Origin of the sequence: Pseudomonas sp. ME-P-057 (assembly GCF_030208975.1) — a bacterium.
Classification (GTDB): Bacteria; Pseudomonadota; Gammaproteobacteria; order Pseudomonadales; family Pseudomonadaceae; genus Aquipseudomonas; species Aquipseudomonas lutea.
In genome coordinates this window covers 185570-201379 of the sequence record NZ_JARVSX010000005.1, presented here as the reverse complement: position 1 = coordinate 201379, position 15810 = coordinate 185570, and the positions used below count along the sequence as shown (strand labels likewise).

11 protein-coding genes are annotated in these 15810 nt (G+C 62.6%); 3 read left to right on the top strand and 8 right to left on the bottom strand.

The window, feature by feature from the left end; translation table 11 throughout:
- The first annotated feature begins 61 nt into the window (after positions 1–61).
- Positions 62–955, top strand: coding sequence for an alpha/beta hydrolase (locus QRN48_RS03050; protein ID WP_285348792.1), 894 nt, complete (start codon positions 62–64; stop codon positions 953–955).
- On the opposite strand, the gene QRN48_RS03045 is transcribed toward QRN48_RS03050, so the two are convergent.
- Positions 945–2285 carry an MATE family efflux transporter gene (locus QRN48_RS03045; RefSeq protein WP_285348790.1) on the bottom strand — a complete coding sequence of 447 codons (1341 nt, stop codon included), beginning with the start codon at positions 2283–2285 and terminating at the stop codon, positions 945–947. The two genes, QRN48_RS03050 and QRN48_RS03045, sit on opposite strands and share 11 nt — an antisense overlap.
- A gap of 139 nt (positions 2286–2424) precedes the next feature.
- On the opposite strand from QRN48_RS03045, the gene QRN48_RS03040 reads away from it, so the two are divergent.
- Entirely contained in the window at positions 2425–7350 is a 4926-nt protein-coding gene (locus QRN48_RS03040) for an alpha-2-macroglobulin family protein (RefSeq protein WP_285348788.1), read from the top strand.
- A gap of 284 nt (positions 7351–7634) precedes the next feature.
- Here the strand turns inward: QRN48_RS03040 and QRN48_RS03035 are convergent, their stop codons facing one another.
- Positions 7635–7928, bottom strand: coding sequence for a hypothetical protein (locus QRN48_RS03035; RefSeq protein ID WP_037015498.1), 294 nt, complete (start codon positions 7926–7928; stop codon positions 7635–7637).
- Positions 7929–8089: 161 nt separating this feature from the next.
- Here QRN48_RS03035 and pbpC point away from each other — a divergent pair, with 161 nt between their 5' ends.
- The gene (gene pbpC, locus QRN48_RS03030) at positions 8090–10426 is read left to right on the top strand and encodes a peptidoglycan glycosyltransferase PbpC (RefSeq protein ID WP_285348787.1); all 2337 of its coding nucleotides are present in this window, start codon (positions 8090–8092) and stop codon (positions 10424–10426) included.
- A gap of 356 nt (positions 10427–10782) precedes the next feature.
- Here the strand turns inward: pbpC and QRN48_RS03025 are convergent, their stop codons facing one another.
- The 6 genes from QRN48_RS03025 to QRN48_RS03000 all read right to left on the bottom strand — a co-directional run bounded on the left by QRN48_RS03025 (position 10783) and on the right by QRN48_RS03000 (position 15613).
- Positions 10783–11349: a DUF4136 domain-containing protein gene (locus tag QRN48_RS03025; RefSeq protein ID WP_191942797.1), complete on the bottom strand. Its 567-nt coding sequence runs from the start codon at positions 11347–11349 to the stop codon at positions 10783–10785.
- A 41-nt stretch (positions 11350–11390) separates the two neighbouring features.
- Complete coding sequence (locus QRN48_RS03020; protein ID WP_191942798.1) at positions 11391–12020, bottom strand: DUF4136 domain-containing protein; 630 nt, start codon at positions 12018–12020, stop codon at positions 11391–11393.
- Positions 12021–12054: 34 nt separating this feature from the next.
- Entirely contained in the window at positions 12055–12804 is a 750-nt protein-coding gene (locus tag QRN48_RS03015) for a methyltransferase (protein ID WP_285348785.1), read from the bottom strand.
- The gene (locus QRN48_RS03010) at positions 12801–13106 is read right to left on the bottom strand and encodes a MazG-like family protein (RefSeq protein ID WP_285348784.1); all 306 of its coding nucleotides are present in this window, start codon (positions 13104–13106) and stop codon (positions 12801–12803) included. Before QRN48_RS03010 ends, QRN48_RS03015 begins: the two co-directional genes overlap by 4 nt.
- Before the next feature lie 209 nt (positions 13107–13315).
- Positions 13316–14173, bottom strand: coding sequence for a MaoC/PaaZ C-terminal domain-containing protein (locus QRN48_RS03005; protein WP_285348782.1), 858 nt, complete (start codon positions 14171–14173; stop codon positions 13316–13318).
- An 84-nt stretch (positions 14174–14257) separates the two neighbouring features.
- Entirely contained in the window at positions 14258–15613 is a 1356-nt protein-coding gene (locus QRN48_RS03000; RefSeq protein ID WP_285348781.1) for a 3-oxoacyl-ACP reductase, read from the bottom strand.
- Positions 15614–15810 lie beyond the last annotated feature (197 nt).

Here is a 15810-nt window from a genome sequence, read left to right as displayed (position 1 = left end):
TGTGGCCCGTTTTCGTTGTCTGCACCGCAGGGTGTCCTTCACTGTTTCGGGAGCATGAACGATGATCAAACTGGCGCTCAAATCAGTGTTCACCGCCGGGCTGATGGTTTTGTTGATGGCCTGCTCGCCGCTGAAGGTGCTTAACGCATTTACCCCAGGCACCACGTTCAGCAGAGTGTCCGATCTGGCGTACGGCCCTGACCCCCGCAATAAACTCGATGTCTACATGCCCAAAGACGTCGCTGCGGATGCGCCCGTTGTCGTGTTCTTTTACGGCGGCAGCTGGATCAGCGGATCGCGGGGTGACTACGCCTTTGTCGGTGAAGCGCTCGCGTCACGGGGCATCGTTGCTGTGCTTGCCGATTACCGGCTGTACCCACAAGTGCATTACCAGGAGCTGCTGCAGGACAGTGCCCAGGCGGTTGTCTGGACACGCGGGCACATTCGTCAGTTTGGCGGTGACCCGGGGAAATTGTATGTGATGGGCCACAGTGCCGGGGCGTATAACGCGGCGATGCTGGCCCTCGATCCGCGATGGCTGGCGACGGCGGGTGCGACGCCTTCCATCATCAAGGGCTGGATCGGTCTGGCCGGTCCCTATGATTTTCTGCCTATCGAAGACGCGGAGGTGAAGCCGGTGTTCTACTTCCCGAATTCGCCACCTGACTCCCAGCCGATCAACCATGTCAGCGCAACGTCACCGCCTGCGCTGCTGATCGCTTCGGTGGACGATACGGAAGTGAACCCGCAACGCAACACGGGGGGCATGACCCTTCGTTTGCGCGCTCAGGGCGTGTCAGTGCGCGAAGTGTATTTCTCACGCACCACCCATCGCACGCTAGTGGGAGCATTTGCCCGGCCGTTACGCAGCCTTGCGCCGGTGCTGGAAGAAGTCGTAGCGTTCATTCACGCCCAGGATCAGGCTCAGGTATCAAGCGTCTCGGTCAGCCATTGAACCACCCGCCGCTGCGATTCATGCCTCTGGCCAGATACCCCAACGTCAGCGCTCTTAATGCCATGAACAGCAGAAACACCAGCCACAACCCGTGATTGCCGAAGCCGCTCGCCAGCCAGGCGAACGGTGCGGTGATCAGTGCCGTTACGACCATCGCGTTGCGCATCTCGCGAGCGCGGGTGGCGCCGATGAACAGACCGTCGAGCAGATAACTCCAGACCGCCACACAGGGCAGCACGGCGAGGTAAGGCAGATAAACGAAGGCGATGTCACGCACTGCGGTGATGTCGGTCTGCATCTCGATGAACAGGCGCCCGCCGAGCAGAAACAGCCCCACAAACGCGACGCTGCAAATCAGCGACCAGCCTGCAGAGACGTTGAGCGAGCGCCGCAATGCCTCGCGATCCCGTGCGCCAATCGCGTGTCCACAGAGGGCTTCAACGGCGTGCGCCAACCCGTCCAGCGCGTGGGCCATGAGCAGAAGACCGTTGAGCAGCAGTGCATTGGCGGCCACCGTGGCATCGCCCAAGCGAGCGCCTTGAACGGTGATCAAAAAGAACACCGATTGCAGGATCAGGCTGCGAATGAAGATATCTCGGTTGACTGTGAGCAGCGGTCGCCAGCTCTGCCAGCGTTTAAGCGCAGACAATGCCAGCTGTCCCGGGTACCTGCGCAAGCCTCGGTGGGTAAGGGCGAGCCCGAGCAGTGCGCCAGTCCATTCGGCGATAACCGATGCCCGCGCGCTGCCGACTACTCCCCAGTCCAGGCCGATAACGAACCACAGGTTCAGGGCAATGTTGACCAGGTTCGTGGTCAGCAGAATCGCCAACGGCGCCCTTGCGTTTTGCAGCCCAAGGAACCAGCCCACCAGCGCGTAACTCGCCAATGCCGCTGGCAACCCGAACAGCCGCGTGTGGAAGAAGTCCCGGGTCAGGTCGTTGAGATCAGCGGAGGGTTGCATCATCTCCAGCGCGAGATGCTGGAAGGGCAAGCCAATCAGACCCAGCAGCACGGAGAATCCCAGCGCGAGCAACAAACCCTGCAACAGCACCTGCCGCAGCGCCGCGCCATCGTTGCGCCCGGCAGCCTGGGCGGCGAAGCCGGTAGTGCCCATGCGCAGGAAGCCCATGGCCCAGGCGAGAAAACTGTAAAGCGTGCCACCCACGGCCACGGCGCCCAATTGGTGAGCGTGGGGCAGGTGACCGATAACCGTGCTGTCGACGAGCGAAACCAGCGGCACGGAGATATTCGACAGGATCATGGGTGCGGCCAGCGCCCACACCTGCCGATGCGTCGCGCGCTGGCGCCAGTCGTTGAAGAAGTTGGACATGAAGGCTCCCGGGCAAGCGCGCGAGTGTAGCGAGAACAAACACACAAACCCACGGTCTATGTGCGCGCCGCGCTTTACGATTGCCAAAGCGGTGCTATAACTTCTGCTCCCTCATCGCTGCCGTCCAAATGAGTGCCTCATGCTAAACAAAGGATTGTTCCTGGCCTGCGCGCTGGTACTGCTCAGTGCCTGCGATTCCTCTACTTCCGATAAACCCGCGCCTGCCGCTGCCACACCTCCTGCTGCGGTGGCCTCTTCAAGCGCCGAGTCTTCGAAGCCCAAACCGGCAGTGGACATTCCTGCGCTAAGCAAGCGTTACGCCGGGCGCGAGTTGACGGTAGTGGACGTCTCGGAGGTTCAGCTTGATGGCGCCAGCACGCTGTCGTTGAGCTTTTCGGTGCCACTGAACCCAGACCAGAAGTTCGCTGAAAAGCTGCACCTGGTCGACAGCAAGGATGGCAAGGTGGATGGCGCCTGGGAGCTTTCCGACAACCTCATGGAGCTGCGGCTTCGTCACCTCGAGCCCAAGCGCAAGCTGGTGCTGACCATTGATCCGGGGCTGTTGGCAGTGAACAACAATGCCCTCGCAGCCGAATATTCCGCGCGGCTGGAAACGGCTGACCTGCAGGCAACCGTGGGCTTCGCCAGTCGCGGCAGCCTGCTGCCGACACGTTTGGCCGAGGGCCTTCCAGTCATCGCGCTGAATGTCGACAAGGTTGACGTCGAATTCTTCCGCATCAAGCCCGAGTCGCTGCCTGCGTTTCTCGGCTCGTGGGAGGGCTCGTCCAGTCTTGAGAGTTACCAGTCCAAAGAGCTGCTGCCCCTAGCCGATCTGGTCTACAGCGGCCGTTTCGACCTGAACCCTGCGCGCAACACACGCGAAACCGTTCTGCTGCCGATCTCGGGCCTCAAACCGCTGCAACAGCCGGGCGTTTACCTGGCGGTGATGCGCGCGTCGGGGACTTACAACTACACGCAGCCTGCGACGCTGTTCACCCTCAGCGACATCGGCCTGTCAGCTCACCGCTATGCCAACCGACTGGACGTATTCACCCAGGCGCTCGAAGGCGGCAAAGCCCTGAGCGGCGTCGACGTCGAGCTGTATGACGAGAAGGGCCGCGTGATCGGGCAGGGCAAGACTGACAACGCCGGCCACGCCGAACTGCCACTGCCGGCCAAGGCTGAGGTGCTGTTGGCGCATCAGGGCGAGCAAACCAGCATGCTGCGCCTGAACAGTGCCGCGCTGGATCTGGCCGAATTCGACATCACTGGCCCAAAGGCGCACCCGCTGCAATTCTTCATCTTCGGCCCACGCGATCTCTACCGCCCGGGCGAAGTGGTGCTGCTCAACGGCTTGCTGCGTGACAGCGACGGCAAGAGCGTCAAGCCCCAGCCGATCACCGTTGAAGTGCGTCGCCCTGACGAGCAGATCAGTCGCAAATTCGTGTGGGACGCTGACGCCAGCGGGCTGTACCAATATCAATTGCAGCTGTCGGAAGAAGCGCCGACGGGGCGCTGGCAACTGGTCTTCGACTTGGGCGACGGCAAGCCGCAGCTGTATGAATTCCAGGTTGAAGACTTCCTGCCGGAGCGTATGGCCCTTGAGCTCAAGGGCAGCGACACGCCGCTGGCCCCCGATGCGCCGTTCGATGTGGCGATTACCGGGCGATACCTCTACGGCGCGCCGGCGTCGGGCAATCGCCTGAGCGGTCAGCTGTATGTGCGCCCGCTGCGTGAAGCCGTGCCCGGCCTGCCGGGTTATCAGTTTGGCTCAGTGACCGAAGAAGATCTCAAGCAGGATCTGGAAATCGAAGACAGCACACTGGATGCCAACGGCAAGCTCGACCTGAGCATCGACAGCCAGTGGGCCAAGGCCCGTTCACCGCTGGAACTGGTGCTGCAGGCCAGTCTGCAGGAGTCGGGTGGACGTCCGATCACGCGGCGTCTGACCCAGCCGGTCTGGCCTGCCGACGCCATGCCGGGCCTGCGCGGATTGTTCGACGGCGAAGCCACTGACGGTGACGGCCCGGTTGAATTTGAAGTGCTGATGGCCGACGCCCAAGGTAACAAGCTGGCTGCGGACAACCTGAAGGTGCGGCTGGTCCGCGAACGCCGCGACTACTATTGGAACTACTCCGACAGCGACGGCTGGAGTTACCACTTCAACGAGAAGTTTCTCAATCTGTCCGAAGAAACCCTCAGCGTGAAGAAGGGCTCGACGGCGAAAATCAGCTTCCCGGTGGAGTGGGGCCCGTACCGCGTTGAAGTCGAGGACCCAACCACGGGCCTGATCAGCAGCATGCGCTTCTGGGCCGGTTATCGCTGGCAGGATAACGCCGAAGGCGGTGCCGTGCGTCCCGATCAGGTCAAGCTGGCGCTGGACAAGCCGGCCTATGCCGATGGCGATACCGCTAAGGTAACGGTGACGCCGCCGTCGGCGGGCAAGGGTTATCTGTTGGTTGAGTCGAGCGAGGGGCCGCTGTGGTGGCAAGAGATCGATGTGCCCGCTGAAGGCAAAACCTACGACATCCCGATGGACGAAAAGTGGGCTCGGCACGACTTGTATGTCAGCGCGCTGGTGATTCGTCCGGGTGAGCGCAAGGCCAATGTCACGCCCAAGCGCGCCGTGGGCGTGTTGCACCTGCCGCTTGATCGCTCGCAGCGCAAGCTCGCGCTGACCGTGACAGCCCCGGAGAAGATGCGGCCCAAGCAGCCGCTCAAGCTTAAGGTCAACGCGAAGAACGCCGACGGCACGATTCCGAAGAACGTGCATGTGCTGGTCGCGGCAGTGGACGTGGGCATCCTGAATATCACCGAATACGCAACGCCGGACCCGTTCGCCGCGTTGTTCGGGCGCAAAGAGTACGGCGCCGATCAGTTGGATATCTATGGCCAACTGATCGAGGCCGGGCGTAACCGTCTCGCCAGCCTGGCATTCGGTGGCGACGCAGCGCTGACCAAAGGCGGCAAACGCCCGGAAACCAGCGTTACTATCGTCGCACTGCAAAGCGCGCCCGTGATCCTGAACGAGCAGGGCGATGCGGAAGTCAGCGTCGACATCCCGGATTTCAACGGTGAGCTGCGCATCATGGCCCAGGCCTGGACCGATGAGCGCTACGGCATGGCCGAGGCCAAAACCGTGGTCGCGGCACCGTTGATTGCCGAGCTGTCGGCCCCGCGTTTTCTTGCGGGCGGTGATCAGACCAAAGTGGCGCTGGACCTGTCGAACCTGTCCGGCAAAGCGCAAAAACTCAGCGTGCAGGTGGTTGCCGAAGGGCAGTTGAGTGTGGCCGAAGGCGACGGCGCCAAGGCCGTCAGCCTGAATCAGGGTCAGCGCACGACGCTGCAGATTCCGGTCAAGGCGCTGGGCGGTTTCGGCCAGGGCGTCATTCGGGTCACGGTCAACGGCCTGGATCTGCCGGGCGAAAACCTGCCGGCGTTCAGCCGCGAATGGACCATCGGCGTGCGCCCTGCATACCCGGCGATGCTCAAGCAATACCGCGCGGTGCTTAAGGATCAGGCCTGGAACCTGCCGGAAGGCGCGCTTGATGCGTTCGAGCCGGCAGGACGCGAGGCGCTGCTGTCGGTGTCGAGCCGTCCGCCGCTGAATCTCGGTGAGCAGATCCGCGCGCTGAAAGCCTACCCATATGGCTGTCTCGAACAGACCACCAGCGGCCTTTACCCGTCACTGTATGCCGACGCGGCGACGCTGAAACGTCTGGGGCTGGAGGGCGAATCCGACGCCGAGCGCAAGCGCAAGATTGAACTGGGCATCGAGCGGCTGATTGGCATGCAGCGCTATAACGGCAGCTTCGGCTTGTGGGCGGCGGACGGAGAGGAAGAGTACTGGCTGACCGCTTATGTCACTGACTTCCTGCTGCGCGCTCGCGACCAGGGCTTTGCCGTGCCACCGGACGCGCTGAAAAAGGCCAACGAGCGGCTGCTGCGTTACTTGCAGGAGCGTAATCAGATCGAGGTCAATTACAGCGAAAACGCGGATCACACTCGCTTCGCTGTGCAGGCTTACGCCGGTCTGGTGTTGTCGCGTAGCCAGCAAGCGCCACTGGGTGCGCTGCGCAGTTTGTTCGACCGTCGTAGCGATGCGCGTTCGGGCCTGCCATTGGTGCAGCTGTCCATCGCGCTGGAGAAGATGGGCGACAAACCGCGTGCCGATCAGGCCTTGCTTGCAGGGCTGGCGGTGGGCCGCAAGGCCAACGACTGGCTCGCTGATTACGGCAGCCCGTTGCGTGATCAGGCACTGATTCTGTCGCTGCTGGAAGAAAACAAACTGGCGGCGGACAAAGTCGAAGAGCGGCTGTTTGCGCTGTCCGATCAGGTCGCGGCGAATCGCTACCTGTCGACGCAGGAGCGCAACTCGCTGTTCCTCGCCGGCCGCGACCTGCTCGGCAAGCCCGAAGCCAAATGGGCGGCGACATTGACCAGCGGCAGCAATAATCGCGAGCTGAGCAACGACCAGCCAGGCGTCAAGCTGGACAGCTCAGTGTTGGCCACGCCATTGACCGTTCAGAACACCGGCGGCGAAACGCTGTATCAGCAGATGACCATTTCCGGTTATCCATCGCAACCGCCCGCGGCCGGGGGCGAGAACCTGTCGATTCGTCGTGATTATCTCGGCATGGACGGCGAAGCGTTGAACCTGAACGCCTTGAAAAGCGGCGCGTTGGTTCTGGTGCATCTGGAGATCAAGGCCAAGGAGCGCGTGCCGGATGCATTAGTGGTGGATTTGCTGCCAGCGGGTCTGGAGATCGAGAACCAGAACCTGGCGCAGAGTGCGGCGAGCTTGGAGGACGCCAGCGAGTCCGTGAAGCAGTGGCGCGACTCGATGGAAAACGCCGGGCTCAAGCATCAGGAATTCCGCGGGGATCGTTATGTGGCTGCGGTGGACCTGGAAGGCTTCAACACCGTGCACCTGCTGTACCTGGCGCGGGCTGTGACGCCGGGCGTGTACCGCGTACCGCCGCCGCAGGTGGAGTCGATGTATCGGCCGAACTGGCAGGCATTGGGCGACGCGCCGGCGCAGTTGGTGGTAAAGGGCAAGAAGTAGAAGAAAGGTGATCGCTCTTGGGCCTCATTGCTCCCACGCTCTGCGTGGTAGCACCTGGCTTGACGCTCTGCGTCAGTTGACGCCGAGCGTCTGAGGCTGCATTCCCACGCGGAGCGTGGGAACGATCACAAATTTCGCGGACAGCGCTGTTCCCTGTAGGAGCGCGCTTGCCCGCGATTGCGGTGGGTCTGACATGAAAATATTGACTGAAGAAGTGCCATCGTCCGGATGCGGCCCAGACCAAGCGCGTCCCTACAGTGGATGGCGTCAGCCTTGCACGGCAATCAATGAATAATCCAGCTCAACAGCCACAACCCCAGAAACAGCCAGATGATCCCCATGATGATCGAGGCCCGCATAAAGGCGCGGATGGCCGAATACAGCAGCATCAGCCCGACGATCAGGGCGATGATGCTGACGATCGAGGTGTCCATCCCTAACGTGCGCGACAGACCGTCAACGAAATTGCCCCCCGCGTGAGTGAACATGTTGAACAACCAGCTTAAACCGTCGACGACGAAGCGGATCACGGCGCCAATCACTTGGCCGAGCCATTCGAAAACGCTTTCTACCTGCATATCTGCTTCCTGATGAGGGGCGTGGACCAAAAACGGCGTTGCTCGCTTTGGCTGTCGATTGTCTGGGCGAGTTCCCTGCCGGGTAAAGGCTTTCTGTGAAGATCGCTGGATTATTGCGGCGACAGACCGCGTCAGGGTTGTGGGAGCGAGCTTGCTCGCGAATGCAGCGACGCTGGGCGCGCACTGCCGCTTGGCTCATTGGCAGCCTGCTCATCATGTGCCTGCTGCTCTGGCTCGCCGACCGAATCTGGCCGCTGCCCTTGCCCAAGGATGATCTGGCCCGCGTGGTGCTCGCTGAAGACGGCACGCCTTTATGGCGGTTCGCCGATGCCAACGGCGTCTGGCGCTACCCGGTCACGGTCGAGCAAGTCTCGCCGTATTACCTTGAAGCGCTGCTGACCTACGAAGACCGCTGGTTTTACCAGCATCCGGGTGTGAACCCCATGGCGCTGGTGCGCGCCGCCTGGCAAAACCTCAGCGGTGGCCATGTGGTATCCGGCGGCAGCACGCTGTCGATGCAGGTCGCCCGGCTGCTCGACCCGCATTCGCGCACGCTGGCGGGCAAGCTGCGACAGCTGTGGCGCACTGCTCAGCTGGAATGGCATCTGTCCAAACAGGACATTCTGATCCTGTATCTGAACCGCGCGCCGTTTGGTGGCACGTTGCAGGGCGTTGCGGCCGCCAGTTGGGCGTATCTGGGTAAGTCTCCGCAACAGTTGACCCGTGCCGACGCAGCGCTGTTGGCGGTGCTGCCGCAGGCGCCGAGTCGTCTGCGCCCTGATCGCCATGCGCAACGCGCCCAGGCCGCACGGGACAAAGTGCTGCGGCGCCTGGCCGAGTTCGGAGTGTGGCCGCAAGGGGCGGTCGAGGAAGCGTTGGAAGAACCGCTGCTGCTCGCGCCTCGTCAGGAACCCAGCCTGGCGCCCTTGCTGGCCCGACGTCTGAATCGCCCCAACAGCCCGCCGTTGATCCGTACCACGCTGGACGCCGGTCTGCAGCGTCGTCTTGAGGACTTGCTGCTGGGCTGGCGCGCCCGTTTGCCCGAGCGCACGTCCGCCGCGATTCTGGTGGTGGAGGCGCAGAACATGGCAGTGCGCGCGTACGTCGGTTCGGTGGACATCGGCGATGCCAAACGCTTCGGTCATGTGGACATGGTCAGCGCTTTACGTTCGCCCGGCTCGACGCTCAAGCCCTTTCTCTACGGCAAGGCCATCGACGCCGGGCTGATACATTCCGAGTCGTTGTTGCAAGACGTGCCACGGCGCTATGGCGACTACCGTCCCGGCAATTTCTCGTCGGGCTTCAATGGCGCGGTGGCGGCGAGTTCGGCGCTGTCGATGTCGCTCAATCTGCCGGCGGTGCAATTGCTGGAGGCCTACGGCCCGAAACGCTTCGCGGCGGAACTGCGCAACGGCGGGGTGCCGCTGACCTTGCCGCCCCTGGCCGAACCCAACCTGGCGTTGATCCTCGGTGGCGCGGGCAGTCGGCTGGAAGATCTGGTCGGCGGATACAGCGCATTCGCGCGGGGCGGACGCAGCGCGGACATTCGCTTGCAGCCCGATGATCGCCTGCGTGACCGGCCGATGATGTCGCCGGGCGCCGCGTGGATCATTCGGCGCATTCTCAGTGGGCAGTCCCGGCCGGACCTCGACCCCCACGCAGAACTCGTTCAGCGGCCGCAACTGGCCTGGAAAACCGGCACCAGCTACGGCTTTCGTGATGCGTGGTCGATTGGCGTAGGGCCGAGGTTTCTGATCGGCGTGTGGATCGGCCGGCCTGACGGAACGCCGGTGCCGGGGCAATTTGGTCTGGCATCGGCAGCGCCGTTGATGCTGCAGGTGCACGACCTGCTGGTGAACCGCGATGCCCAGCGCAACATCTTGCCGCCCGTGCAGCCGGTCCCGCTCAACGTTGGCGTGGCGGCAATCTGCTGGCCGCTTGGGCAGCCGATGAGCAAGACTGACCCGAATTGCCGACGCCAGCGATTCGCCTGGACGCTCGACGGTACAACCCCGCCAACGCTGCAAGCCACCGATCAGCCGCTGGGGCTTGGCCTTACGGAAAAGGTCTGGGTCAACGACAAGGGCTTGCGCGTCGCGGCGAGTTGTCCACAGGCTCACGCAAAAGACATCGCACTCTGGCCGGCGCCGCTTGAGCCCTGGCTGCCAAGAATCGAACGGCGCGAGGCGCGTTTGCCGGAGATCGACCCGTCATGCCCGCCGTCAGGTTTGAACCTGGCGCCGCCATTGTCAGTGGTCGGGGTAAGGGAGGGTGATCAACTGCGGTTGCCGGCCGGCAGCCAGCAGTTGTTGCGGCTCAAGCTGTCGACGTTGGGCGGGAGCGGGCGGCGCTGGTGGTTCATCGACGGCGCGCCGGTGGGCGACACCGCCAGTCAGGACAGCTACACCCACACCTTTACGCGCCTGGGCCGCTATCAGCTGAGCGTGCTGGATGAAAGCGGGCAGACCGCCCGGGTGGAGTTCAGTGTGGTGGAGTGAAGCGCCGTGGCAGCTGTAATCCATTTGCCAGACGAAATACGGCCTGCGGATGACCAGATCGCCGGAGCGGACGCCGGCCCAAATGACCCGATCTACCGTAGGAGCCGGCTTGCTGGCGAACGCTGTTGTTCAGGCACCGCGATGGTGAATGACACATCGGGTTCGCCAGCAAGTCGGCTCCTACGGATTCGCAGCACCCATAGGGTTTCCGGCATGTCATATTTCGCGGTGTTCATTGCGTCGTGGGCATGTTCAGGTTTCGCGGTGTTCATTGGGCCGGTGGCATATGCAGGTTCGTGGTATCCATTCAGTTCGCCGGCATAGTCGGATTCGCTGTGTTGGCCATGCGACGACCCTCAATGCGGCGGATATTGCTGCAGGATGTTCTGCACGGTCTGGCGCAAGGCCTGCTCGCGCGCGGCAGGATTGGCATTACTGTCGCTGACCATCTGTTCGGTGCTGCCGCGCCACACGAGTTTGCCGTCTTTGCCGTCAAGCATGTCGATCTGCAGTGTCGAGACTTTGTAATCGACGTTGCGCGTTTCGGTGCCGATGGGCCCACCCCAGTAGCCGCCCCACGGATTGCCCCAATAACCGCCACCGCCGTAATTGGTGGTCACCGTTTGCTGGCGGTTTTCAACGATCAGCCATGCCTGCAATTGCAGGTCCGCTTTCGCACCGGGCGCGGCCATGCGCAGGCCACGTTGCTCGAGTTGCTCGCCAACTGCCTGGCGGATGCGCTGCTCGGTGAGGTCACTTTTGAGACGCGGGTCGTTGGGCTGATATTGCAGGCCGGGCTCCTTCCATGCCCAGGATCGGTAAGCGCCGAAGTCGCGTTGGGCGTCGAAGTCCCGGTTGACCCGATCGGTCTGGCAGGCACCGAGTAGCAAGGCGACACAGAGGACAGCGATGTGGCGATACATGGGGGTTCTCCGGAGTGTAATCAAAGGCCGTGCGGCGTCAGTTATGCCGGCGGGTAGGCCGACAGGGCCTGTTGCACCGCCTGGCGCAAGGCCTTGGCGCGAGCGGACTGGTCGCCGCCGCTGCCGGTTTCGGCGCTTGCGCTCCACACCGGTTGGCCACTGCGGGCATCGAACAGACTGATGTTCACCACCACCACCTGTTCCTGATAGGTGCGCACGATTGGTACGCTGGCGTACCCGCCGTAACCGTTGCGGTAGCCATTGCCACCGTAATAACCCACACCGGACCCGCCGTAGTACGGATCGTAATAATCCTCGCGGACTTGCCGTATCCGGGTCTCGGTGCGCGTACTGGCGGCGACGCGCAGGTCGGCCGCCTGCGGGTTGCGGGAAGGCCTCAGACCGCGCTGATCCAGGCCATTGCTGACCGCTTCGGCGACTTGGGCAGAATCGGCCCACACAGTGCCGGGCGGTAGCTGACCGTTAAGCCAGGTCCAGTTGCGGTAACGGCCGTAATCGCGCGGCGCTGCAGGGTAAGCGCTCATGTCGATCGCATTCGCCGCCTGAGGCGGGGCGGGTGGTATCGCCGCCGAAACGGCGCGGTAAGGATTGGGACTCTGACAGGCAGCGAGGCCCAGGCAGAAAGAAAGCAAAGCGAGACGGCGTTTCATGAGGGTCTCCGCAGCGTATGTTAAGCAGCGTGGGTCATACAGCCCGGCACATCCAGTGCAGATAACGTCCCAGCCCAGCGAACGCCGGGTGGCGGCGGTGCGCGAGTTCCATTTCGAGCAGGTCCGCCAGTTCGGCTTTCTTCTGGAAATCGATCGGCATGTAGTCGTGGAAAACACGAACGCCGCTCTGGGTTTCGACTCGCCACATTGCGCCAAGTTGCGCCGCCAATGCCCGGGGATCAAGTGGCTCCTGAGGAGTCAGGCTCTGTTTTTCGCCGGCGAGGGTGTTCTTGCGCATCTTGCGAAAATGGCCCTTGAGCAGGTTGCGGTAAATCAGCGCGTCGCGGTTGTAAAAGGCAAGTGACAGCCAACCGTCGGGCTTGGTCAGTTGACGTAGTACAGGGAGGATCGTGAAGGGCTCGGCCAGCCACTCCAGCACAGCGTGGCACAGCACCAGATCATAGGGCTCGGCCAGTTGCGCAGTCAGTTCCTGCCACGGGGCCTGGATGAACGTGGCGCTCTGACCGGCATCGGCGAAGCGCTGACGGGCGCCTTCGAGCATGGGCGCCGCAGGCTCAGCGAGGGTGACATCATGGCCGCGCTCGGCCAGCCACAACGACATGTGACCCAGCCCCGCGCCAATGTCCAGCACGCGCAAGGGTCGCTGCGGCAGGCTCTCGGTCAGATCAGCCTGAAGCACCGCGAGGCGAATCGCCCCTTTGGCACCGCCGTAAATTTTTTCAGCGAAACGCGTCGCCAGGTGATCGAAGTGACGGTCACTCATTTGCTGAACCGCCGTTCGCCGTCCGCCAGTTTTGCCTGTACGACTTCGTTCATGTCCAGACCCAGCTCGCTGCACAACAGCAGCAGGTAGAGCACGATGTCGCCCACTTCCTGCCCGGCGTGCGCCAACTCATCAGCAGGCAATTGACGGGATTGCTCCTCGGTCTTCCATTGGAAGATCTCTACCAGCTCGGCCATTTCGACGCTGGCCGCCATGGCCAGGTTTTTCGGGCTGTGAAATTGCCGCCAGTCGTTGTTGTCGCGGATGCGATGCAGGCGTTGTGTGAGTTCGTCGAGGTTCATGGGGGTCTCCTGAAGGTGCGTAGCTTCAGGGGGATGAGGGATTGGCGCAAGAGGTCGCGATGCTCCGGGATTCAGGTTTAATACCCGCTACGGCGGTGCGTCGACTCCCGGCTGAAGCCGGTCCTACAGTTGGCGTACTTAGTGGGACTGGCTTTAGCCGGGAACGCGGCAGATGCCATATCGCAAAAGTGATGGCCCAAGCGCAGCCATCACTCCGAAGCCGGCCGCCAGCTCCCCACCATATGCACGATCCCTTCCTCTCCCTCAACCCTGAGTTGCCCGTGCGACCCCGCTGCGCTGGCAGACAACGTCACCCCGCTGGGCAGCCGCACCGGCTTGTGAAACGCTACCGAGACTTGAACATTTGCCGCCGGCAGATGATCTTCAAGCGCTGCCAGCACCCGGCTTTTCATCCACATCCCGTGGGCAATCGCTTTAGGAAAACCAAACAGTTTCGCGCTGCTGTCGCTCAGGTGGATCGGGTTGTAATCGCCGCTGACCTTGGCGTACTGGCGGCCGATGTCCGCGGGTGCCGACCATGTCGCCAGTTCCGTCATCGGCAACGGCGCGGGCTCGTCAGCGGCTTCGATCTCGCCTTCGATGTGGACGCCTCGGCAGAGCATCGTGCTCTGTTCCTCCCAGAGCAGGCCCAGCGCATCTTCGACCTGTGTGATAACGCCAAACGTCGCACCCTTTACATGAGGTTGGAGATGACCGACGCGCACGCTGACCTGCGCCTTGATCACGTTGCCAAGCGGGCGGCGAATGGTGATCCGGTTGTGCAGGTGTACCAGTCCAAGCAACGGGAAGGGGAAGTCTTTGTCGGTCAGCAGCTTCATCTGCAGCGGGAAAGCCAGCACATGCGGATAGGTTGGCGGCAGCAGACTAACGGGGACGAAGCCACACACGTGGGCAAACGCCTTGACCTTGTCGGGATCCACCGACATCCAGCACCTCAGCCCTTGATCCGGCAACTGGGTGCCGCTGACCTTGCGCCGCAACGCCGCTTGCATGAACAGGCCGGGCAGGGCCGGAGGCGTGTCCAGATACCGCCAATGCACACTCATCGAGTTTCTCCAGAGGACATGCTGCAATCAGGCCCGGTTCAGGTCGACCGGGCGGCTGTTCAATCGCTCGTCTTGGAAACCCGCTCAGGCCCCAAGAACGCTTTGCCCACACACACGCAGCACTTGGCCGCTCACGCCGCCTGAGCCCGGTTGCCCGAGCCAGGCCACTGCTTCGGCCACATCCTGCGGTTGGCCGCCCTGGCCCAGGGAGCTCATGCGCCTGCCCGCTTCACGAATGGCAAACGGCATGTGCGCCGTCATGCTGGTCTCGATGAACCCTGGCGCCACGGCGTTGATGCTGATGCCGCGCGCATTGAGCGTCGGCGCCATGGCCCGGGCAAAACCGATCAACCCGGCCTTGCTGGTGGTGTAGTTGGTTTGCCCGCGATTGCCTGCCAGCCCGCTGATCGACGCCAGCAGAATCACGCTGCCATTGTCGTGCAGCGCACCGCTGTCGATCAGCGCTTGAGTGAGAATTTGCGGCGCATTGAGGTTGACGTCGAGCACCGAGTCCCAGAAGTCGGCCGGCATGTTCGCCAGCGTTTTGTCCCGCGTGATGCCGGCGTTATGCACGACGATATCCAGCCCGTTCGGCAGGTGTTCCATCAATTGAGTGGCTGCATTGGGAGCGCAGATGTCCAGCACCAGCGACTGGCCGCCAAGGCGTGCAGCGAGGGCGTCCAGGTCCGATTTGGCTTGAGGCACATCCAGCAGCACCACGTCGGCACCGTCGCGCGCCAATGTTTCGGCGATGGCCGCGCCGATACCGCGCGCCGCGCCTGTCACCAGCGCTTTGCGCCCGGCCAGAGGGCGTGTCCAGTCCTGAACCTGCCGAGCGCAGGCACTGAGGCGGATGACCTGACCGGAGATGAATGCACTCTTGGGCGACAGGAAAAAGCGCAGCGCACCTTCGAGCTGATCCTCGGCGCCATCCCCGATCTGTAACAATTGGACCGTGCCGCCGTTGCGCATTTCCTTGGCCAGCGAGCGGCTGAAGCCTTCAATAGCCTGTTGTGTACTGGCGGCCAACGGATCGGTTTGGGCGTCGGGGTTGCGCGCAAGAATGACGACGTGCGCGCTGTTGTCCAGATGGCGCAGGATCGGCTGAAAGAATTCGCGCAACTGCTTCAACTGGGAGGTGTGTAGCAATGCGCTGGCATCGAACACCACGGCTTTGATCTTCGTGCCTTGCTCCGCATTCCAAGGGTGGGCGCCGGTGACGTCGCCGCCCATGCTCAGTAGCACGTCGGTGAGACGCGGTGCGAAACCAGTCACACGGTCGGCCAGTGGCCCGGAGCTCAGTAGCAGCGCCCCTTCAACCGGACGCAGACGCCCAGCCTGCCAGCGTTCCAGGTGTGCGGGGGCAGGCAAACCGACGGCGCCGACCAGCTTGCGGCCGAGGTCGGAGTTGACGAAGTCAATGTAGCGATCGGATGCCATGGAACACTCTCCTTGAGTCGGGGTTCGAAGCAATGGACCGCAAGGGTGGGTAATAGGTCCTATGCTGTCAGCTGCCAAATCCTGTAGGAGTGAGCTTGCTCGCGATCGCTTTTCGTCAGGCCGCACAAAAAACGCTTGGCCTGCTACGGTCTTGCTTCCGCTGCGGATGCCTGCAAGATCCAAAAAGGGAAAGGAGA